General features: G+C 71.1%; 16 protein-coding genes. 11 read left to right on the forward strand and 5 right to left on the reverse strand.

The genetic code is table 11. From position 1 onward, the window contains the following. Window positions 1–1,282 (reverse strand): sigma-70 family RNA polymerase sigma factor (locus BMH31_RS09005; RefSeq protein ID WP_158234991.1); only part of this gene is annotated, 1,282 nt, incomplete at its 3' end. Between the two features lie 314 nt (window positions 1,283–1,596). Between BMH31_RS09005 and BMH31_RS09010 the strand changes: the two genes are divergently transcribed. After that, window positions 1,597–6,246: an SdrD B-like domain-containing protein gene (locus tag BMH31_RS09010; RefSeq protein WP_143469834.1), complete on the forward strand. Its 4,650-nt coding sequence runs from the start codon at window positions 1,597–1,599 to the stop codon at window positions 6,244–6,246. A gap of 115 nt (window positions 6,247–6,361) precedes the next feature. Here BMH31_RS09010 and BMH31_RS09015 read toward each other — a convergent pair whose 3' ends face one another. From BMH31_RS09015 to BMH31_RS09025, 3 genes are all read right to left on the reverse strand, one after another. Next, window positions 6,362–7,282, reverse strand: a complete 921-nt coding sequence (locus BMH31_RS09015) for an ADP/ATP-dependent (S)-NAD(P)H-hydrate dehydratase (RefSeq protein WP_099724106.1) — start codon at window positions 7,280–7,282, stop codon at window positions 6,362–6,364. Further along, window positions 7,279–9,042 carry a phospho-sugar mutase gene (locus BMH31_RS09020; RefSeq protein ID WP_099724105.1) on the reverse strand — a complete coding sequence of 588 codons (1,764 nt, stop codon included), beginning with the start codon at window positions 9,040–9,042 and terminating at the stop codon, window positions 7,279–7,281. Before BMH31_RS09020 ends, BMH31_RS09015 begins: the two co-directional genes overlap by 4 nt. A 274-nt stretch (window positions 9,043–9,316) precedes the next feature. Then, on the reverse strand, window positions 9,317–10,303 hold the full coding sequence (locus BMH31_RS09025; protein WP_099724104.1) for a LacI family DNA-binding transcriptional regulator: 987 nt from the start codon (window positions 10,301–10,303) through the stop codon (window positions 9,317–9,319). Between the two features lie 144 nt (window positions 10,304–10,447). Here BMH31_RS09025 and BMH31_RS09030 point away from each other — a divergent pair, with 144 nt between their 5' ends. The 5 genes from BMH31_RS09030 to BMH31_RS09050 all read left to right on the forward strand — a co-directional run bounded on the left by BMH31_RS09030 (window position 10,448) and on the right by BMH31_RS09050 (window position 15,446). After that, window positions 10,448–12,145 (forward strand): amidohydrolase, encoded by a 1,698-nt coding sequence (locus BMH31_RS09030; protein ID WP_099724103.1) that lies wholly within the window; start codon window positions 10,448–10,450, stop codon window positions 12,143–12,145. Window positions 12,146–12,209: 64 nt separating this feature from the next. Beyond that, window positions 12,210–13,115, forward strand: a complete 906-nt coding sequence (locus tag BMH31_RS09035; RefSeq protein ID WP_099724102.1) for an ABC transporter substrate-binding protein — start codon at window positions 12,210–12,212, stop codon at window positions 13,113–13,115. A 21-nt stretch (window positions 13,116–13,136) separates the two neighbouring features. Then, on the forward strand, window positions 13,137–14,111 hold the full coding sequence (locus BMH31_RS09040) for an amino acid ABC transporter permease (RefSeq protein ID WP_099724101.1): 975 nt from the start codon (window positions 13,137–13,139) through the stop codon (window positions 14,109–14,111). Next, window positions 14,108–14,872, forward strand: a complete 765-nt coding sequence (locus tag BMH31_RS09045) for an amino acid ABC transporter ATP-binding protein (protein WP_275066538.1) — start codon at window positions 14,108–14,110, stop codon at window positions 14,870–14,872. Before BMH31_RS09040 ends, BMH31_RS09045 begins: the two co-directional genes overlap by 4 nt. Window positions 14,873–15,062: 190 nt before the next feature. Then, a complete protein-coding gene (locus BMH31_RS09050; RefSeq protein ID WP_099724100.1) occupies window positions 15,063–15,446 on the forward strand; it encodes a hypothetical protein in 384 nt (127 codons plus the stop codon). A gap of 39 nt (window positions 15,447–15,485) precedes the next feature. On the opposite strand, the gene BMH31_RS09055 is transcribed toward BMH31_RS09050, so the two are convergent. After that, on the reverse strand, window positions 15,486–16,031 hold the full coding sequence (locus BMH31_RS09055) for an Lrp/AsnC family transcriptional regulator (RefSeq protein ID WP_199068291.1): 546 nt from the start codon (window positions 16,029–16,031) through the stop codon (window positions 15,486–15,488). 174 nt (window positions 16,032–16,205) lie between these two features. Here BMH31_RS09055 and BMH31_RS09060 point away from each other — a divergent pair, with 174 nt between their 5' ends. From BMH31_RS09060 to BMH31_RS09080, 5 genes are read left to right on the forward strand one after another with little or no spacing between them, the layout of a single operon-like run. Next, window positions 16,206–17,777 (forward strand): ABC transporter substrate-binding protein, encoded by a 1,572-nt coding sequence (locus BMH31_RS09060; RefSeq protein ID WP_099724098.1) that lies wholly within the window; start codon window positions 16,206–16,208, stop codon window positions 17,775–17,777. A 58-nt stretch (window positions 17,778–17,835) separates the two neighbouring features. Continuing rightward, the gene (locus BMH31_RS09065) at window positions 17,836–18,846 is read left to right on the forward strand and encodes an ABC transporter permease (protein WP_241898216.1); all 1,011 of its coding nucleotides are present in this window, start codon (window positions 17,836–17,838) and stop codon (window positions 18,844–18,846) included. Continuing rightward, window positions 18,843–19,754 carry an ABC transporter permease gene (locus tag BMH31_RS09070; RefSeq protein WP_099724097.1) on the forward strand — a complete coding sequence of 304 codons (912 nt, stop codon included), beginning with the start codon at window positions 18,843–18,845 and terminating at the stop codon, window positions 19,752–19,754. The genes BMH31_RS09065 and BMH31_RS09070 overlap by 4 nt, the downstream gene beginning before the upstream one ends. Next, window positions 19,751–20,587 carry an ABC transporter ATP-binding protein gene (locus tag BMH31_RS09075; RefSeq protein ID WP_099724096.1) on the forward strand — a complete coding sequence of 279 codons (837 nt, stop codon included), beginning with the start codon at window positions 19,751–19,753 and terminating at the stop codon, window positions 20,585–20,587. The genes BMH31_RS09070 and BMH31_RS09075 overlap by 4 nt, the downstream gene beginning before the upstream one ends. Continuing rightward, complete coding sequence (locus BMH31_RS09080) at window positions 20,584–21,375, forward strand: ATP-binding cassette domain-containing protein (protein ID WP_099724095.1); 792 nt, start codon at window positions 20,584–20,586, stop codon at window positions 21,373–21,375. Before BMH31_RS09075 ends, BMH31_RS09080 begins: the two co-directional genes overlap by 4 nt. The last annotated feature ends 4 nt before the right edge of the window (window positions 21,376–21,379 follow it).

Below are 21,379 nucleotides of genomic sequence, written 5' to 3' on the forward strand. Positions count from 1 at the left end.
CCACCGGCCAGCCGACGACCTCACCGGCACCGTCGCCGAACGGCGGTACGACAGCGGAAGCCGTTGCGCCGCGCGCGGCCGCAACGGCTTCCGCTGTCGTACCGCCGTTCGGCGACGGTGCCGGTGAGGTCGTCGGCTGGCCGGTGGGCTTCCGCTCGGGCGACCGCGACGGCGAGGCGGGCTTCGAACTCCGTCCGGGCGTCCGCTCCGCGGTGCTCGAGCTGGGCTCGGTCGGCCGGGATCCGGTCGCCGTGGGCGAGAACATCACCGCCCCGGTGATCGCGGCCGCGGCTGCGACGCCCACGGTCGCGACGATCGCCACGGGAGTCGCGACCCCGGCGAGCAGTCCGGTGCTGGTCGCGGCGGTCGCACCGCCGCCCACCGCACCGCTCGCCCCACCGGTCGCGCCGGCTCCGGCCGCTCCGGTCGCGCCGGAGCCTGCCGAGGAGCCGAGCGCGGCGGCGGCGGCGGTGCCTCCGGCGGCCGCGGTGCCGTGCCCGAGCGCCGCGAGCAGCGCGCCGGTTCCGCCGAAGCCCAGCAGGGCGATGGCGAGCGTGCGAGCCAGGTCGAGGTCGAGCACCCGCAGCTCCTCGGACGCACTGCGGCACGCGGCGCAGTCGTCGAGGTGGGCCTCGACCGCGCGACGCTTGCCCGGAGTCAGCCGATGCTGGCCGTAGCGCTGCAGCAGTTTGCGCGTCGAGGCGCACTCCTCCGACACGACGTCCTGCTCGACGTGGGCATCGATCCACGCGGTGCGCAGCGCCTTGCGGGCGCGCACCGCGAGCGCCGAGACGCCGTTGGGGGACACCCCGAGGATCGATGCGATCTCGCGGGGCGGCAGCCCCTCGACCTCGGTGTACCAGAGCACCGCCTGCCAGCGCTCGTTCAGCGTGGTGAACGCGCGCGCGACGGTGTCGTGGTCGAACACCTCATCGGCGCCGGGAATCTCGGACTCCGGGGTGGGGACCATCTCGGGTTCGGCGTCCTGCTCGACCGAGCCGCGGTCCATGTCGGCCGCCGTCGTCTTGATCACCCGGTACAGATACGGGCGGAACGCGCCGGTCGGGCCGCGCCCGTCGCGCACGAGCGCGAGGATCTTGAGGTACGCCTCCGAGACGAGGTCGTCGGCGTCGAGGTGCGGTGCGAGGCTGCGCGCGGCGACCCGGCCCGCGGCCGAGTGCCGGCTCCAGAGCTCGGCGAATGCCGCGGTGTCTCCGGCGCGGCTCGCTTCGAGCAGAGCCGGATCGTCGCGGTCGTGCGATGGTGAACCGAGGTTCGGCATGGCAGCAGAAGTCCCCCTTGTGCATTGACTGCAAGACCGCCCGGCGTGTGCCGATCCGGTCCTCCCCCTGCCAGCTGCGGACCGGAATGTTCCGACCGCCGCCGTCTGCAGTGTCGATGGTACCCGCGACACGCCGAAAGAAAGAATTTCGGAAACTCGCGTCATGAAACGACGGATCCCCCGTGTTATGAGAGTGCCCGGTCTCCGCCGGTTCCTCTCCCCCTAGCAGGACCGTCGGGGGCCGGGCGCATCTACGTGGCGGCCGGAAGGCCGTGGGGAGCGGCCGAGGGGCCGTGGGGAAGGGAAACACGACGATGAAACCATTGGAAACGACGGGACCGCGGTCGCCGGGCATGCGCAGTCGCGTGCTCGCGATGCTCGTCTCGGCGCTGACGGTGCTGATGGGCGCGATCGCATTCGCGCCCGCTGCTGCGCAGGCCGCGGCCGGCGAGATCCGCGAGGCCGCGATCACCATCGTGAACGACGGCACGAGCAACGTGCCGGGCGACACCTCCGCCACCGACGGAAAGGTCGCGGTGGGCAACCGTGCGAGCTTCGCATGGTCGGTGACCGTCAACGAGCTCACGGACGGCGTGCTCACGCAGACGCTCCCTGAGGGCTGGAGCTGGGATCAGCAGTCGCTCGTCACCTCGGGCATGCAGAACCCGGGCGGGCTCAACGGCTACACCTCCTCGTTCGAGGTCTCGCCCGACGGCCGCACCCTGACGCTGCACCTCTCCTCGAGCGTCGGAGCCGCAGGTACGCAGATCATCGAGTTCCGGTCGCCCACCGCCGTGGTGAACCGGACCCAGGCCGCGGTGAACGCCGTCTACGCGCCCGAACTGTCGGTGACCGACGGTGCCGGGACGAAGACGGTTCCGGCGACCGGCTCTCCCAGCACGCTGACCACGGTCGGCGCGGAGCGCATGGACCTGGTCAAGGGCGGGCGCACCGGCGGCGTCGCGGCCGAGGGGACCTACGACTTCGGCAACGGCCCCGAGCCGGCGCTGCGCCACTCCTTCTACGTCGAGCTGCAGTACGGCACCGGAATCGGCGACCTGCCGTTCAAGTGGCAGGGCCCGATGGCGATCGACGATGCCTTCACGCTCACCAAGAACGGCGCGAACGCGCTGGGCAGCGGCCAGGCCATCACCCTGGGCAACAAGTCCCACCCGGGGCTCGACGTGAAGCTGCAGAACGTCGACGCCGCGAGCGGGAAGTTCCAGGTCGTCTTCGACAGCATTCCGGATGCTCCGTCGGTCTGGACCGACGTGAACATCTGGATTCCGCGCTCGCAGGTCCCGAACACGACGGCCGCGGGCTCCTTCCCCCTCGTCATGTCGAACACCGTTTCGAAGCCCGCCGGCGCCGACTGGAAGAGCGCCGACGGCACTCCGCTGAGCGACTGGACCAACACCAACAACACCCAGGTGCGCAACTACGAGGTGAAGGATCCGATCGACGGCGGCTGGGGCGCGCAGCTCTGGTACGACCTCGTGCAGCCGAAGAACAGCAACCAGGCCGTCAACGGCTACGGCGTACTGCCCGGTTCGAAGTTCGGCGGCAATGTCCGGTACATCCCCGCGATCACGAAGCCGGCCGGCACGGACACCATGGTGCCGACTCCGGCGAAGGGGCTCAACCTGATCCAGCGGTGGAACCCCGCGGACGCGGTGCTCGACCCGAGCGTCGCCGACGAGGTCACCGCGTTCGACCCGACCACCGGTGCCGCGAAGCCGAGCACCGAGGGCACCGACTACCGCGTGTACTACACGACCGATGCGGTCGACAACGCGAGCCCGAACTGGGTGCCGCGCACCGGCTTCACCGGCGATGTGAACACCGTCACCGGCATCCGCTACGAGTACATCGGCAACGGCGGGGTGTTCGATCCGGGCACCGGCCCCTCCGACTTCTCGCGCTACCGCTGGCAGGCGGTTCCGCACTTCACCGTCGTGCGTCCGCTGCCAGCGGCCGGCACCAACGACCTCGCGCGGATCCTGCTGACCGGATCGGCGCAGACGGTCTCGCCGGCCGCGCCGGGCGCCATCGCCCGCGACCTCTACGTGCGCGCCGGCGGCGCCGCGATCGCGAAGAAGGGCGTCGTGCTCGACTCGAGCGGTGAGGTGCAGAAGCCCGAGACGGTGTACCTGAACGCCGGCCAGTCGGTGCGCTACACGATCACGCCGCAGCTCACGGGGCTCGCGACCGGTCTCGCACCCGACGACGCCAGCGCGCTGACGATCCCGAACGTGGTCGTGGCCGACTGCCTGCCGGCGAACACGCTGCCGAACACGCTGAACTTCGACTCGCTCGACACGAGCAAGTGGAAGGTCGCGGCGATCACGCCGAACGGCTGCGGCAACGGGAACCGAACCATGGTGTCGTTCGCCTACCAGGGGCAGGCGAAGTACGCGGATCCGCTGGCACCGATCACCTTCTCGATCGGCACCTCGCAGGTGGCGCCGGCGAACTCCGCGTTCGACAACTACGCCGAGATCCGTGCCGACGGCATCTTCGCGGCGAACGGCGGCCCCGCCGCCTCCACGAGCGCGATCATGTACGCGTCGCAGCTCAACGTGGCCCGCGTCGAGAAGGCGACCAAGTCGCCGGTGATCGAGCGCGGCTCGCTCGCCACCTACGACGTGACCTGGTTCAACTTCCTCTCGACCTCGCGCGGCAAGAGCGCCTTCGTCGACGTGCTGCCCTACAACGGGGACCCGCGGGGTACCTCGGTGCACGGCGCGGTCACGCTGAACGCGGCATCGCTCAGCGCCGACGGCGCGACTGGGGCGAAGCTGCAGCTCACCACCGATCCCGCGATCCGGACGGGCAGCGCGGGCACCGCGCCGGCCGACGGTGTGACGTGGATCGACTACGCGCAGGCGACGCCCGCGGAGATCGCCGCGGCCACCGCGCTCCGCGTCTCGATCAGCGACTTCGTCGCAGGGCAGAAGAGCGTCGGCACTCTCAGCTACAGCCTGAAGGCGCCCGACGCGGTGAACGGCGACGTGCTGCGCAACACCGTGACCGGTTCGCTCATGGACGGCGCCACCGCGCTGCCGGCCGGCGCTCCCGTCGACGTCCGGATCCAGAGCAGCACCATCACCGGTACGGTGTGGAACGACGCCAATGGCAACGGCGCGCGCGAGGTCGGCGAGCAGGCGATCCCGGGCGCGAAGGTCGAACTGCTGAGCGGCGACGGCGCGACCGTGCTCGCGGAGACCACGAGCGACGCGAGCGGCGGGTACGCCTTCCCGAACCGGACCTCCGGCGACTACCTGATCCGCGTCGACATGTCGACCCTGCCCGCTACCAGCGGCGCCTGGTCGAACACGGCGGCCCCGGCGAACGGCTCGAACGGCCGGTCGGGCACGGTCAAGGTGCTCGCGGGCTCCGACCTCGCGGGCCAGGACTTCGGGTTCCGCGACAACGTCCCGAGCCTGAAGCTCGAGAAGTCGGGCGTCGCGCCGGCGAAGATCGAGGCGGGCCAGCCCGTCACCTGGACCTTCACCGTCACGAACACCGGCAACACGCGCCTCGAGAACGTGCGCATCAGCGACGCGCTCCCGGGCATCAGCTCGATCGGCTTCGTGCAGTGGCCGAACGCCGCCCAGCCGGGCGTGCTCGGCACGGGGGAGACGGTCACCGCGACGGCGACCTCGCCGCTGACGCAGGCGCAGATCGATGCCGGCGTCGCCGTGAACACGGCCAAGGCCGAGGGAGACTCGGCGGTGCCGAGCACCACCGTGTCCTCGGACGCGACGGCCCGCGTTGTGCTGCCCACCACGTCGGGGATCTCGCTCGACAAGACCGCGACGATCGGGTCGGGCACCGACCCGGCCGATGCGGTCGCCGGTGACACCGTGCACTACTCGTTCGCCGTGAAGAACACCGGTTCGGTGACGCTGAGCGATGTGCAGGTGAAGGATCAGCTCGCGGGGCTGTCCGGGATCCAGTTCGGTGCGTGGCCGGATCCGGCGAAGCCGGGCACGCTGCTGCCGGGCCAGGAGGTGCGCGCGACCGCCGATCTGACGCTCACGCAGGCGCACATCGATGCCGGCGCGCTGAAGAACGAGGCGACCGCGACGGGCACCGCGCCCGACGGGGGCTCGGTGAGCGATGGCGACTCGGTGACCCTGCCGTTCGACAACCGCCCGCTGATCGACCTGCAGAAGACCGCGACCGGCCCCCAGGGTCGCGCCGCGGCCGGCGGAACGGTCGACTACGCCTTCACCATCACCAACGCCGGCAAGTCGACGCTGCACGATGTGAAGCTCTCCGACGGGCTCGCGGGGCTGTCCGCGATCGAGTTCGGCGCGTGGCCGGATCCGGCGAAGCCGGGCACGCTGCTGCCGGGCCAGCAGGTGCGCGCCACCGCGAAGCTGACGCTCACGCAGGCGCACATCGATGCCGGGTCGCTGACCAACACCGCGACCGCGACGGGCACCGATCCCGCCGGAACCGGAGTGAAGGCCGATGACTCGGCGCAGCTCGGGTTCGGCCAGGCTCCGTCGATCTCGCTCGAGAAGCACGGCGCGCTGTCGAAGGACCAGCGCACCATCCGCTACTCGTTCACCGCGAAGAACACGGGCAACGTCACCGTGACCGGCGTGAAGATCGAGGACCGCCTGCCGGGTCTCGGCTCGATCGAGTACGCGTGGCCGGGCAAGCCGGGCGTGCTCGCCCCGGGCGAGACGGTCACCGCGACCGCCGAACTGCCCGTGACCGAGGCCATGCTCGGGACGCAGGTGAAGAACACGGCGACCGTCTCGGGCAAGACCGAGCTGGACGCCAAGGTCTCGGCGCAGGACACGGCGCTCGTGAAGGTTCCGGCGAAGGCCGCGAAACCGGATCTCGTCGTGACCGGTGGTCAGAGCCTGTTCGGGCTGGCCATCGCGGCGCTGCTCGCGATCGGTGCCGGTGGCGTGCTGCTGCTGAGGCGACGCCGCGCCGAGCAGTAGGACGGCGAGGCTGAGACGGGCCGGCCGGGAGCGATCCCGGCTGGCCCGTCGGCGTCTCCGCGGGCGTCCCCGCGGGCGAGCGTGCCGGGACCGCCGACCCGGCCGAACCGCTCGCTCAGCCCGCGGTGGCGCCGGCGCCGGTCCCCGCCGCGCTCACCGCGCGGAACGCGCGGGGCAGCGCGGCGACGACGTCGAGCGCGGTGATGGGGGAGCCTGCGCCGTCGCCCGCCGGGTCGCTCGCCGCGATGCGTGCGGCGGAGTCGTGCAGCAGGGCCGCGGTCGCGCCGAGCTCGACCAGAGCCGCGGGGCGCTCGCGCAGTCGTTCCGCGTGCGTCGCCACGAGCGCGCCGAGGATCCCGGCGAGCACGTCGCCCGTCCCCGCGGTCGCGAGCCAGGGCGTCGACGGGCCGTGCGCGATCGCGCGACCATCCGGACCCGCGCAGATCGAGACGGATCCCTTGAGCAGCACGGCGGCGCCGAGCTCGGTCGCGAGGGCGACGGCGGCCTCGCCGCGTCGCGCGATGCCGCCCGGCGAGCCGTCGTCCGGGAGCGGGGCGCCGCGGTGCAGCCGCTCGAACTCTCCGAGGTGCGGAGTGAGGATCAGCGGGCCCGTCTCGCCGGCGACGCGTGCGACGAGATCGAGCGCCCCCGCGTCGACGACGGCCGGGGTGCCGCTGCGCAGCAGCTCGACGACCGCGGCCTCCTCTGCGGCCGTGCGCGTGCTCGGATCGGTGCCCGATCCGAGCAGCCAGGCGTCGCAGCGTCCCGCGCCGAGCACGGTCTCGGGGTGCCGGACGAGCACGGCCGCGGCCGGTGCCGGCAGATCCCGAGGCGCGTCCTCGAGCGGCGGGACGTACCGGACCATGCCGATGCCGGTGCGCCACGCGGCCGAGACGCCGATCACGGCGGCACCGGGATACTGCGCCGAACCCGTGCGCGCGGCGAGCACGCCGCGCCGGTATTTGTGGTCCTCGGGCGATGGACGCCGGAGCCAGGCCGCCGCGCGGCCGGGCGACCAGCGCTCGAGCGTGCTCACGCCGACTCCGCCTGCAATCCGTCGAGGTGCTCGCGGATCGCGGCCTCGAGGCGCCGCAGACGCTTCTCGGCCTTGCGTCGTCGCTCGGCCACGGACCCCTTACCCGACCGGGCGTCGAGGTAGATCTTGAGCTTCGGCTCGGTTCCGCTCGGCCGGATCATGATCCGGGACCCGCCGGAGAGGTCGAAACGGAGCACGTTCGCCGGGACCTCGGCCGCGCCGGGCGCGCGGAGATCGACGAAGCGCTTCACCTCGACGCCGTCGAACTCGGTCGGCGGATCCTGCCGGATCAGCTCGGCCAGCCGCTCCACCCGGTCGATGCCGTCGAGCCGCACCACGACCTGAGCGCTCGCGAAGTGCCCGAAACGTTCCGAGGCCTCGTCGAGCCGATCCCACACGGTGCGCCCCTGCGCGGCGAGCTCGCGCACCATCGCGATCGCGTCGGCGCTCGCCTGGATCCCGTCCTTGTCGCGGACGACCCCGGGGAACGGCAGATAGCCCAGCGCCTCCTCGTAGCCGAACACCAGGTCGGGCACGCGCGACACCCACTTGAACCCCGACAGCGTCTCGACGATGCCGAGCCCGTGCGCTCGCGCCACGGCGCCGAGCGCCGGCGAGGAGACGATCGTGTTCGCGAGCGCACCCGAGACGGGGAGGGCGTCGCGCTCGGCCTCGCGCAGCCGTCGTTCGGCGGCGCGCCAGCCGAGCAGCAGGCCGAGCTCGTTGCCGCTGAGGCGGCGGTAGGCGCCCCCGTTCGCCGGATCCGGGGCCGCGAGACCCAGCCGGTCGGCGTCGGGGTCGTGCGCGACGATCAGGTCGGCGCCGACGTCGCTCGCGAGCGCGTAGGCGAAGTCGAGCGCGCCCTCCTCCTCGGGGTTCGGGAACGCGAGGGTCGGGAACTCGCCGTCTGGGCGGTCCTGCTCGGGCACCGGCACCACGTGCGGGAGGCCCGCCGCCGAGAACACGCGGCGACCGAGCTCGGCGCCGACGCCGTGCATGGCGGTGTAGACGACCGTGAGCGAGGCGGTGAGGTCGGACTCGGCCTCGGGCGCGATCCCCGCGACGACCGCGGCCGCGGTCTCGCGCACGTACGCATCGGCGAGCTCCGGTCCGGCGATCGTGACCCCGGTGCCGCGGGCGATCTCGGTGAACGGCCGTTCGGCGGCGACCGCGATGCGGGCCGCGATCTCGGCGTCGACGGGCGGCGCGATCTGGGATCCGCCGTCGGCGTCGCCGAGGTAGACCTTGTAGCCGTTGTCGCGGGGCGGGTTGTGGCTGGCGGTGATCATCACACCGGCCGACGCGTCGAGGTGGCGCACGGCGAACGCGGTGAGCGGGGTGGGCCCGGCCTCCGGCAGGAGGGTGACGCGGATCCCTGCTCCGGCGAGCACCTCGGCGGTGTCCCGCGCAAACACCTCGGAGCCCACGCGGCCGTCGTAACCGACCACCGCGGTGGGCGGGCTCGTCGTCTCGCCGCGCGTCGCGCGGTCACGCAGATACGCGGCGAAACCGGCGCTCGTCTGCGAGACGACGACCCGGTTCATGCGTCGGGGCCCGGCGCCGAGCTCCGCGCGCAGTCCCGCGGTACCGAAGCCCAGACGGCCGTCGAAGCGATCGCGCAGCTCGGCTCGCGCCTCCTCGTGGCCGGCCTCGGCCGCGTCGGCGAGGGCCTCGGCCTCGGCGCGTGTCTCGGGGTCGGGGTCCTGGGCCGCCCAGGCGCGCGCATCCGCGCAGAGCTGAGCGTCGGTGGTCTCGGTCATCGCTGCCCCTTCCGCGTTTCCCCCAGCGGTCGATGCTTCACGCTAGCACCCGCACGGCGGCGATCCCGGCGCGTCGCGGGGTGTCCGGGCTCGCAGCTGCGGAGCATGCCTGACCGGATCGGGGTTTCGGACGGCTGCGCTGCGTCGAGTGGCGGCATACGCGTGGAATCAGGTTTGATTCGGCGAGTTTGCCGCCCTTCGATGTGTGGAGGACGAGTGGGGTCTTGCCGGGAGCGGCGGGAGCGGGGCCGGGGCGCGTGCGAATCGTGTTCGCTCAGCCGGAGGCGCGCTCCACGAGCGGCGCCGGGACGGTGCGGCGGATCGGGCGCTCGGGGCGCTCCGCGTCGAGCAGCTCGAGCAGCAGCTCGGCGCAGGCACGCCCGAACTCGCGGGGCTGCAGGTCGACGGCGGTGATGGACGGGGTGTGGAACTCCATGAGCGGGCTGTCGACGCCCGAGATGAGGCGGACATCGGTACCGACGCGCTTGCCGAGGGAGCGCAGGATCCCGGCGATGCGCACCGCGATGCCGTCGCCAGCGGTGAGCACGGCGTCGCACCCCGAGGTCTCGTCGAAGAAACCGGCGAGGGAGCGCAGGATCTCCTCGTTCGAGTCGTGGAATCCGACCTCGGCGATGCGCGGTTCGAGGCCGTGCTCGGCGCACCAGGCCAAGTAGGAGGCCTCGAGCTCGAGGGTCCACTCCGAGACCCGCTCGATCTGGATCATGCCGGGCCGCTTCGCACCGCCCGCGAGGAACCGGTCGAAGACGGTGCGCACGAGCTCCCCGTTGGGGGATTCGACGACGCCCCAGGGGTCGCCGAAGCCGCGCGGGGGCCGGTCGCCGGTGACGACCGGCAGGTCCTGGGCGAGGATCTCGGCGACGCCGGGGTCGTCGGAGTGCGGCTCGATCATGAGGTATCCGTCGACGGCGGGGAAGGTGTCGAGGCGCGCGCCGTGGGCCGCGTTGGGCAGCACGAGCAGGGGGATCCCGCTGCGGTGCAGGGCCTCGGCGACGCCGTTGGTGGCTTCGGTGTAGTAACCGAAGTGCACGGCGGAGTTCGGCAGGTAGAGGCCGATGGCGCCCGCGCGGGAGCTGCGCAGGGCGCGGCCCGCGGGGTTGGGGCGGTAGCCGAGCCGGTGGGCGGCCTCGAGCACCCGGTCGCGCGTCGCGGCCGAGACGCCGGGCTTGCCGTTCATCGCGAGGGAGGCCGCCGCAGTCGAGACGCCGACCTCCCGCGCGACGTCGGCGAGGGTGGTGGTCATCTGCGTGCTCCTCGTTCGGCGGCTTGCGGGCTGTTCGACTCCAATGCTATCTTCCACTCAAACGATTAACCTAAAACGATTGAGCGATGATGCTCGGCCGCCCGGCCCCGCAGCAGCGACTCGATCCCGACGAAGCGGGAACCCATGCAGCAGCTCACGATCGCCTTCACCGGCGGCGAGGTCTTCGACGGCAGCGGCGCCGATCCGGTGCGCACCGACGTCGGAGTGATCGGCGACCGGATCGCGGCCGTGGGCATCGACGAGGTGGCGGCGATGATCGGTCCGGAGACCCGCGTGGTCGACCTGAGCGGCGGGCTGCTGCTGCCCGGCCTCATCGACTCGCACGTGCACCCCGTCGAGGGCGGCCTCGAGCGCCTCGGCTGCGACCTCTCGGACGGCTGGACGCGCGAGGACTACCTCGCGACGGTGCGGGCCTACGTCGAGGCGAATCCCGACGCGCCCTGGATCCTCGGCGGCGGCTGGCAGATGGCCGCCTTCCCCGGAGGGTTCCCCTTGGCCGCCGACCTCGACGCGATCTGCTCCGACCGGCCGATGGCGATCTCGAACCGCGACCACCACAGCACCTGGGTGAACACCGCCGCTCTGCGGCTCGCGGGCATCACCCGGGACACCCCGGATCCCGCCGACGGCACCATCGAGCGCGACGCGGACGGCGAGCCGACGGGCACGCTGCACGAGGGCGCCCGCATGCTGGTGCTCGGCCTCGCCCCCGAGCCGACGCACGCCGATATGTACGCGGCGCTCATGTCCGCGCAGGAGTACCTGCACGCCTTCGGGATCACCGGCTGGCAGGACGCGCTGATCGGCGACTACGGCAACCACAGCGCGCAGGAGGTGGATGTCTACCGCGAGGCCATCGAGCGCGACGAATTGCACGCCCGCGTCAACGGGGCCCTCTGGTGGGACCGCACCCGCGGCGAGGAGCAGATCCCCGAGCTCGAAGCCGTGCGCCGCGAGTTCCAGGGGGACCGCTTCCGCATCACGACGATCAAGATCATGCAGGACGGCGTGGTCGAGAACCGGACCGCGGCCGTCAGCGTCCCCTACCTCGCGGCAGGTTGCGCGTGCGGCGACGCCGGGGACACCGGCATCTCGTTCGTCGAGCCCGAACTGCTGAACCGGATCGTGACGCGCTTCGACGCAAACGGTCTGCAGGCGCACTTCCACGCCATCGGCGACCGCGGGGTCTCCGAGTGCCTCGATGCGGTCGCCGCGGCGCGCGCCGCGAACGGCGACACGGGGGCGACGCACCACATCGCGCACCTGCAGATGGTGCACCCCGACGACGTGACCCGCTTCGGCGCGCTGCGCGTCGCCGCGAACATGCAGGCGCTCTGGGCGTCGTACGACCCGCAGATGGTCGACCTCAACGTGCCGCTCATCGGCGAGGACCGCACCGAGTGGCAGTACCCCTTCCGCAGCATCGCGGACGCCGAGGGGCAGCTCGTCGCCGGATCCGACTGGCCCGTGACCACCGCGGACCCTTGGCTCGGGATCCACGTGGCCGTGAACCGGCAGCACCCCGAGGGGCACCCCGACCGCAACGAGCGCGTGTTCGTGCCCGGGGAGCGCCTCGGTCTCGGCGAGGCGCTCCGCGCCTACACGCGCGGCGGCGCCGAGATCAACGGATGGGAGCACGAGGTCGGCACAATCGCCCCGGGCTTCGCCGCCGACCTGACCGTGGTCGACCGCAATCCCTTCGCCGCCCCCGTCTCCGAGATCGCGCGCACCTGCACGGTCGAGACCTTCTCGCGCGGTCGATCCGTCTTCCGCGCGACCGACCCGATCGGGTCGCCCGATCCGGCCGACCCGGCCCGATAGATCGCGGGCCCCGGCCCGCCCCGGACCACCACCCACTTCCGCACACCACGCAAAGGAGCACCCCATGTCGCTGAAGCGCACCCTCGCCCTCGCCGCCGTCACGGCGGTCGCCATCACGAGCCTCGCGGCCTGCGCGCCGCAGGTCGACGACAAGAAGAGCGGCGACCAGACCGGCGTCGACCTCACCAAGATCACGGTGAACAAGGACGCCGCAGAGAAGGTCCCAGCCGAGGTCTCGAAGGCCGGCAAGATCATCATCGGCGTCGACCCGACCTACGCGCCGAACGAGTTCAAGGACAAGAACGGCAAGCCGATCGGCTGGGAGGTCGATCTCATGAACGCCGCGGCGAAGAAGCTCGGGCTCGAGACCGAGTACCGCGTCGCGAAGTTCGACAACATCGTGCCGAGCATCCTCGGCGAGAAGTACGACCTCGGCATCGGCGGCTACTACGACTCGAAGATGCGCCAGGAGACGATGGACATCATCGACTTCTTCAAGGCCGGCAACCAGTTCGCCTCGCCGAAGGACAAGCCCATCACCGAGGAGCTGCAGGTCTGCGGCATGAAGGTCGGCGCCCAGAACGGCGGCTCCGCGATCCTCGACTACCTGCCCGCCGTGCAGAAGAAGTGCGACGCCGCGGGCAAGGGCAAGATCGAGATCCTCGGCTACGACACCCAGGACGAGCAGACCGCGGCGCTGACCCTCGGTCGCGCCGACGCGATGGTCTCGGACTCGCCCGTCACGAGCTACGCCGTGAAGCTCAGCAAGGGCAAGCTGGTCGGCTCGCCCATCTACGACGAGGTGCTCTCGGGCGCGATCGTCAAGAAGGATCGCGGCGAGTTCGCCGAGGCCCTGCGAGCCGCCGTCCAGGATCTGTCCGACGACGGCACCTACTCGAAGCTCCTCAAGTACTGGGGCGTCGAGCAGGGCGCGATCGACAAGATCACCATCAACGCCGCCACCAAGTAACCGTCAGGAGTCTCCGTCACCATGAGAGCATCCGCTCCCGACCTCGGGATCCCGCCCGAGGTGCGCATCCGCGCCGCGCGCGCGAAGCACCCGTGGCGCACGGTCGTCGCCGTGGTCCTGCTGCTGGCCGTCGTCGCCGTCATCGTCGACGCGGCCGGCCGCGAGGCCTACGACTGGAACGCGTTCCGCACCTACCTGTTCGATCCGCGGATCGTGCAGTCGGCGGGCATCACCCTGCAGCTCACCGCCTACTCCATGATCGTCGCGATCGCCCTCGGCGTGCTGCTCGCGGTCATGCGGCAGAGCCCGAACCGGGTGTTCGTCGCCGTCGCCTGGGCGTTCATCTGGATCTTCCGCGGCACCCCGGTGTACGTGCAGCTCGTCTTCTGGGGCCTGTTCACCACGATCTACAAGACCGTGACCGTCGGGCTCCCGTTCCAGCAGCCCTGGTTCTCGTTCGGCACCGCCGACCTGCTCGACGTGTTCTGGATCGCGGTGCTCGGCCTCGCGCTCAATGAGGCCGCGTACATGGCCGAGATCGTGCGAGCGGGCCTGCTCGCCGTGGATCCCGGCCAGACGGAGGCGGCGACGGCGCTCGGCATGAGCTGGGGGCAGAACATGCGCAAGGTCGTGCTGCCGCAGGCCATGCGAGTGATCATCCCGCCGACCGGCAACGAGATCATCGGCATGCTGAAGACCACATCGCTGGTCACGGCCGTGCCCTACAGTTTCGATCTCTACACCCGCTCCCGCGACATCTCGTCGGAGACGCTGAACCCGATTCCGCTGCTGCTCGTGGCGTCGGTCTGGTACATCGCGTTCACCTCGATCATGATGGTCGGCCAGTACTTCCTGGAGCGCCGGTTCTCGCGGGGTCACGTGCGCCGGGTGAGCCGCGGGCCGAAGGGTCCGCGCGCGGGCAAGGGCGTGACGAAGGTGATCAGCGTGGTGCCGGCGTTCGGCGCCGACACGGGCGACAACGGGAGGGTCTCATGAGCGAGTTCATGGTCGAGGCCGATCAGGTCCACAAGGCGTACGGGCACAACCACGTGCTGCGCGGGGTGTCGATGCGCGTGCGGCCGGGCGAGGTGAGCTGCCTGCTCGGTCCGTCGGGCTCGGGCAAGTCCACGTTCCTGCGCTGCATCAACCACCTCGAGAGCATCGAGGGCGGCAGCATCCGCGTCGACGGCGAGCTGATCGGGTTCCGGGAGCGCGGCGGAAAACTGCACGAGCTGCCGGCCAAGGAGGCGGCGGCGCAGCGCCGTGACATCGGCATGGTGTTCCAGCGCTTCAACCTCTTCCCGCACATGACGGCGCTCGAGAACATCGCGTGCTCGCCGATCACGGTGAAGGGCGAGAAGGCGTCAGTGGCGATGGCCCACGCCCGGGAACTGCTCGACCAGGTCGGACTCTCCGAGAAGGCGGCCGCCTACCCGAGCGAGCTCTCGGGCGGTCAGCAGCAGCGCGTCGCGATCGCGCGTGCGCTCGCGATGCGCCCGAAGCTGATGCTGTTCGACGAGCCGACCTCGGCGCTCGACCCCGAGCTCGTCGGCGAGGTGCTCGAGGTCATGAAGCAGCTCGCGCGCAGCGGCATGACGATGATCGTGGTCACCCACGAGATCGGCTTCGCCCGCGAGGTAGCGGACACGGTGACCTTCATGGACGAGGGCGTCGTCGTCGAGCAGGGGGCGCCGCGCGAGGTGCTGGTGGATCCGCGCGAGGCGCGCACGAGAGACTTCCTCTCGAAGGTGCTGTGACCGCGTGCGGTCCCGGTTCGGGGAAACCCGGGCCGGGACCGCGCGGCCGGGGCCGAGCGCTCCGTCGGACGGCTTCCCCCGAATCCCGTCCGGCGGGGCGCCCGGGCCCGGCCGCGCTCCCGGCGGCGCGGATCCACTAGCGTGGGAGCGCCCACGCGATGGCCGCGCGGTGCAGGCACGAGGGGACGCCATGATCCGGGAGCACATCGAGATCGTCGAGAGCGCGATCGAGGGGGAGCGCGTCGCGGTTCCGCTCGACGGGACCGTGTTCGAGATGCTGAGCTCCTCGACGAGCACGGTCGCCGCGGAGCCGACGCGCTTCTCGTACTTCGAGAACGACGGCGTGGTCTGGGGCGACTACGCCGGCGATACCGTGGTCGAGGGGCGCTTCGCCGGCGTGCGCGAGGGCGATACCGTGCGGCTCTCGTACAACCACCGCTCGGTCTCGGGGGCGCTGACGCACGGGAACGCCGTGACGGTCGTCTCCCGCACGGGCGACGGCGCGCTGCGTCTCACCGAGTTCTACGGTTCGGCCGCTGGGCCCGAGACGAGCGTCTGCGTCGAGGTGCGCTGAACTTCCGCGGCCCGGACCGGTTCCGCTGAGCCCGTCCGCTCACCCCTGCGCGCCGCCGTGGCGCGCGCGGATGAACCGGGTCATGCCGGCGACCTGCCCGTCGAACTCCTCGGACGCGGCGGAGGTCTGCGCCGGAGCCGTCGGGAGCGCCGCGAGGGTGCTCGCCTCGTCCATGAGGAACACCGTCTCGGTCGACTTGATCGACGGCCACTGCGCGAGGCGGAGCGACACGAGGCCGTGGATCCCCGCGACGTCGGCTGCGCGCACCAGCAGCATGGCATCGTGCTGGCCGGTGGTGACGGCGAAGTATTCGAGCTCCTCGACCTCCGCGAGCGCCTCGCGGAACTCGGTCCAGCGGGCCTGCTCGAGGGTGACGAAGACGAGCGCGGAGATGCCCAACCCGACGGCTCGCGGGTCGATGTCGGCGCGGAAACCGGTGATGATCCCGGCCTGGATGAGGCGTTCGAAGCGCTGGTAGGCGTTGGACCGCGAGATGCCGAGCTGCTCGGCGAGCGCGTTGACCGAGAGCCGCCCGTCCTGGCGCAGCAGATCGATCATGCGGCGGTGGGTGTCGTCGAGCTTCACTCTGTCCCTCCTTTGGGATCCGTGCATTCATCATCCTGGACGAATTGGTGAAATTCGGCAGGGTGACCGAAACGTTACGTCCGATCCGGCGGATCGAGTAGCACGAAACGGCGGCTTCACAGCATAATTCCACTCAGGTCCGTTCGCGGACCCCTCGATCATCAAGGAGATCCGATGAAGCATTCTCTGTCCCGCGTCCTCCTCGGCGCGACGGCGGTCGCCGCGACGGCGCTCGCGCTCACCGGCTGCGCCGGCGGCCCGAACGCCGGCGGCGGCGCGAGCGGCAAATCGCTCGTGGTCGACGCCTCGTTCGACCTCAAGACCGCGGACCCGAACCGCGAGTACGAGACCACCGGCTCGATCGTGGCGAAGGCGCTCTACCAGACGCTCCTCACCTTCACCGGCAGCGACGTCACCAAGCCGGTCGACGGCCTCGCCAGCTACGAGATGAACGCCGACAACACGGTCATGACCCTCACCATGAAGGGCGGGGCGAAGTTCTCCGACGGCTCCGAGGTCACCGTCGACGACGCCGTCTTCTCGCTGCAGCGCGTGCAGGGCGTGAAGGGCAACCCCTCGTTCCTGCTCGACGGCATCAAGATCGAGAAGACCGGCGACAAGACGCTGACCCTCACCTCGGCGAAGCCGAACCCGGCACTGCCCTACATCCTGCCGAACCCGGCGCTGTCGGTCGTCAACCAGAAGGTCGTCGCCAAGAACGGCGGCACGAGCGACGCGAACGACAAGGCGGAGGCGTTCCTCAACGGCGAGTCCGCGGGCTCCGGCCCCTACACGCTCGAGTCGTTCGACGCGGCGAAGCAGGTCGTCTTCAAGGCCAACCCCAACTACCAGGGCGACAAGCCGGCCTACAGCCGCGTCGTGCTGCGCAACGTCGAAGGTCCGACGCAGAAGCTCAACGTCGAGAAGGGCGAGTCGCAGGTTGCGCTCGACCTCAACCCCGACCAGGTCGCCGAGCTCTCGGGCTCGAAGGTCAAGGTCGAGAGCAACGCCTCGCGCTACATGATCTTCCTGCTGCTCAACCAGGACCCCGCCGTCAACAAGCTGACGAGCAACCCGGACTTCGTCAAGGCGTTCAAGCTCGGTGTCGACTACGACAAGATCGTCGACCTTGCGGGCAAGGGATCCGTGCGCCCCGGCGGCGTCGTGCCCTCGCTCTTCGACGGAGCGCTCAAGGCCGCCGACGGCAATCAGCGCGATGTCGCGGCCGCGAAGGCCGCGCTCGCGAAGTCGGGCTACGCGGGCGAGAAGATCACCCTGAACTTCCCCAACGACATCACCGTGCAGGGCCTCTCGCTGCAGAACGTCGCCGAGAGCGTCCAGGCGCAGCTCGCCGAGGTCGGCATCACCGTGCAGCTCGCCCCGGCGCCCGTCGCCACCGAGCTCGACGCCTACCGCAACGGCAAGGAGACCGTCGGCCTCTGGTACTGGGGCCCGGACTTCCCGGACCCCTCGAACTACCTCGTGTTCTCGCCCGGCGAGCTCGTGGGCCTGCGCGCCGGCTGGAAGGCCGGAGCCGATGATGCGGTGACGAAGGCCGCCACCGCGGCTGCGGCAGCCACCGGATCCGACCGCGCGTCGGCCTACGGCGACTGGCAGAAGCAGCTCAACGCGAGCGGCCCGTTCATCCCGCTGCTGCAGCCCGCCCAGAACGTGGTCATGGCGCCCAGCGTCTCCTCGGTGACGACCAACCCGGTCTGGACCGTCGACCTTGCCCTCATCAAGTAGCCAGACGCGAGCGATCGCCACGGCCGAACGTAGCGCGCGAGCGGGGATCCACCCGTTCGTGCGCTACGTCGCCGTGCGGCTCGTGGTGACCGTCCTGCTGATGTTCGGCGTCACGGTCGTCACCTTCACGCTCACGAACCTCGTCCCCGCCGACCCGGTACAGGCCGCGCTCGGCGAGCAGGCGGCGGCCAACCCCGAGATCGTCGCCAAGTTCCGCGCCGAGCAAGGGCTCGACCAGCCGATCCCGATGCAGTACCTGCGCTACGTCGGCAACATCTTCCAGGGCGATCTCGGCACCTCGGTGCAGAGCCACCAGCCCGTCGCGAAGGAGCTGGGGGCGGCGTTCCCGGCGACGATCGAGCTCGCGCTCGCCGCGATCGTGTTCTCGGCGATCATCGGCATCGGGCTCGGCCTGTGGGCCGCGCTCAAGCGCCGCACCATCGTCGATCAGGTGATCCGCGTCGTGAGCCTCATCGGGCTCTCGTGGCCGACGTTCTGGCTCGCGCTCGTCGCGTACTACCTCTTCTTCTTCCTGCTCGGGATCCTGCCCGGGTCGGGCCGCCTCGAACCCGCGAGCATCCCGCCGCCGCAGGTGACGGGCATGTACACGATCGATGCGCTGCTCGCGGGCGACCTCTGGACCTTCTGGGATGCGCTGCGGCACCTGATCCTGCCGGCCTCCGTGCTCGCGCTCTACACGATCGGCCTGCTGACGCGCTTCTCGCGCTCCGCGGTGCTCGAGGTGATGGACATGGAGTACGTGAAGGCGGCGCGCGCGAAGGGGCTGCCCCGCCGCACCGTCGTCTTCGGCTACATCCTGCGCGGCGCGTTCGTGCCGATCCTGACCGTGCTCGGCCTGGCCTTCGGCTCGCTGCTCTCGGGCACCGTGCTCGTCGAGCAGGTGTACTCGTGGCACGGCCTCGGCCAGTACTCCTTCGCCGCCGCGACGAAGCTCGACCTGCCCGCCATCATGGGCGTCGGCCTGATCGTCGGCGTCGTCTACATCGGACTGAATTTCGTCGTCGACCTGCTGTACGGCGTCGTCGACCCGAGAGTGAGGGTGGCATGAGCACCGAAGCTCCCCACGCCCCCGGCGCCGCCGAGGTGCTGCGCCGCGAGGCGCCGCGCAGTCGCAGGTTCCGGCTCAACGCGTCGTTCCGCACGCCGCTCGCGATCACGGGCATCGTGATCGCCGTCGGCTGGCTGCTGATCGCGCTGCTCGCGCCCGTGATCGCTCCCGCGGACCCGCTGGCCCAGGCGTTCCCGCGGCTCCAGCCGCCGAGCGCCGAGCACTGGTTCGGCACCGATCAGGTCGGCCGCGACGTGCTGTCGCGCGTGCTCCACGGATCCCGCGTCTCGCTGCCGTTGTCGCTCGCCCTCGTGGCCGCGGCCATGGTGCTGGGCGGTGCGCTCGGCGCCGTCGCCGGCTACTTCGGCAAGGCGGTCGACGAGGTCATCATGCGACTCTCGGACCTGGTGTTCGCGTTCCCGACGATCATCCTCGCGATGGTCATCACCGCGGCGCTCGGCCCGAACCTCACGAACGCCGTCATCGCGATGCTGATCGTGTCGTGGCCCGCGTACGCGCGCGTCACCCGCTCGCTCGTCGTGAGCGCCCGCGGTCAAGAGTACGTGGTCGCCGGGCGCCTGCTCGGCGCGGGCCCGTTCACGACGCTGCGCCGCGACATCCTGCCGAACGTGCTCGCGCCGGTCTTCGTGCTGGCCACGCTCGACGTCGGCACCGCCATGCTGCTGCTCTCGGGCCTGTCGTTCCTGGGTCTCGGCGCCGTACCGCCGACACCCGACTGGGGTGCCATGGTCGCGGGCGGCATCGAGCAGTTCTCGGCGTGGTGGATCTCCGCGTTCCCGGGCCTCGCGATCTTCACGGTCGTGATGGCGTTCAACTTCATCGGCGACTCGCTCCGCGACTCGCTCGACCCGCACACGCGGGATGCCGTGCAGGGGAGGGCCGTATGAGCGGCGGGCTGCAGATCCGCGACCTGACGGTCACGTTCGGGTCGGAGCGCGATCCGAAACCGGTCGTGCGCGGGATCGACCTCGATCTCGAACCGGGCCGGATCACGGGCCTCGCCGGCGAGTCCGGCTCGGGCAAGTCGATGACGGGGCTCGCGATGTGCGGGCTGCTGCCCGGCGGCGCCCGCACGGGCGGCCGCATCGAGTTCGACGGGCGCAACCTGCTCGAGCTCGACGAGCGCGCACTCACGAAGTACCGGGGCAACCGGATCGCGATGGTGTTCCAGGATCCGACCGCGAGCCTGCACCCCATGCTGTCGATCGGCCGCCAGCTGACCGATCACCTGCGGGTGCACGCGGGCGTCGACAAGCGCACGGCTCGCGAGCGGGCGATCCGCACGCTCGAACTCGTGCGGGTGCCGGATCCCGAGACGGCGATCAAGAAGTATCCGCACCAGTTCTCGGGCGGGCAGCTGCAGCGCATCGCCATCGCGATGGCGATCATCTGCGAGCCCGAGATCCTGATCGCCGACGAGCCGACCACGGCGCTCGACGTGACGGTGCAGGCCGGGGTGCTGCGGCTGCTGAAGCAGCTCTGCGACGACCTGGGGCTCGCGGTCATGCTCGTGACGCACGACCTCGGGGTCATGTCGAGCCTCGCCGATCGCATCTCGGTGATGCGAGAGGGCGTGATCCTCGAGGAGGGCCCGCGCTTCGACGTGCTCCGGCGTCCGCGCGAGTCCTACACCCGAGCGCTCGTCGAAGCCCTGCCCAACCACCTGCCGTTCCTCGACGAGGACGGGCAGTCGATCGCCGGAAGCGAGGCCGCACGATGACCGAGCCACTGCTGTCGATCCAGGATCTGACCGTGCGCTACCGTCTGCCGGGCGGCGGTTCCCTGACCGCCGTGAACGACGTGTCGCTCGACATCGCGCCCTCGAGCGTCGTCGGCCTGGTGGGGGAGTCCGGCTGCGGCAAGTCGACCCTCGCCCGTGCCGTCTGCGGGCTCGAGCCCGTCGCCCACGGCAGCATCCGCTTCGGCGGCGCCGCGGTCGGCAAGCTCGGCATGCGCCGACGGCCGAGCGAGCTCATGGGCATCCAGATGGTGTTCCAGAACCCGTACGCCTCGCTCAACCCGCGGCGCACGGTCGGCAGCCAGATCGAGGACGGGCTGCGCGCCAACCCCGAGTCGACCAGCTGGAGCGTCGCCGACCTGCTGAACGAGGTGGAACTGCCCATCGACGTGGGCAGCCGGTTCCCGCACCAGTTCTCGGGCGGTCAGCGGCAGCGCATCGCGATCGCGCGCGCCATCGCCGCAGGGCCGAAGCTCCTCATCGGTGACGAGCCGATCGCCTCGCTCGACGCGAGCCTGCAAGCGAAGGTCGCGGCGCTCATGCGGCGCCTGGCCCTCGAATCCGGCGCCTCGCTGCTGTTCATCAGCCACGACCTCGCGGTCGTGCGCACCATCGCCGACGTGGTCGCCGTGATGAACAAGGGGGTCATCGTCGAGCGCGGCGCGGCCGAGCGGGTCTGGGAGGATCCGCGCGAACCGTACACGCGGCGACTGCTCGCCGCGATCCCCGCCGTCGACGGCATGGGCACGCTGCCGGGGATCGAGGAGTAGGGAT

This window comes from Leucobacter sp. OLIS6, assembly GCF_002752355.1.
Taxonomy (GTDB): Bacteria; Actinomycetota; Actinomycetes; order Actinomycetales; family Microbacteriaceae; genus Leucobacter.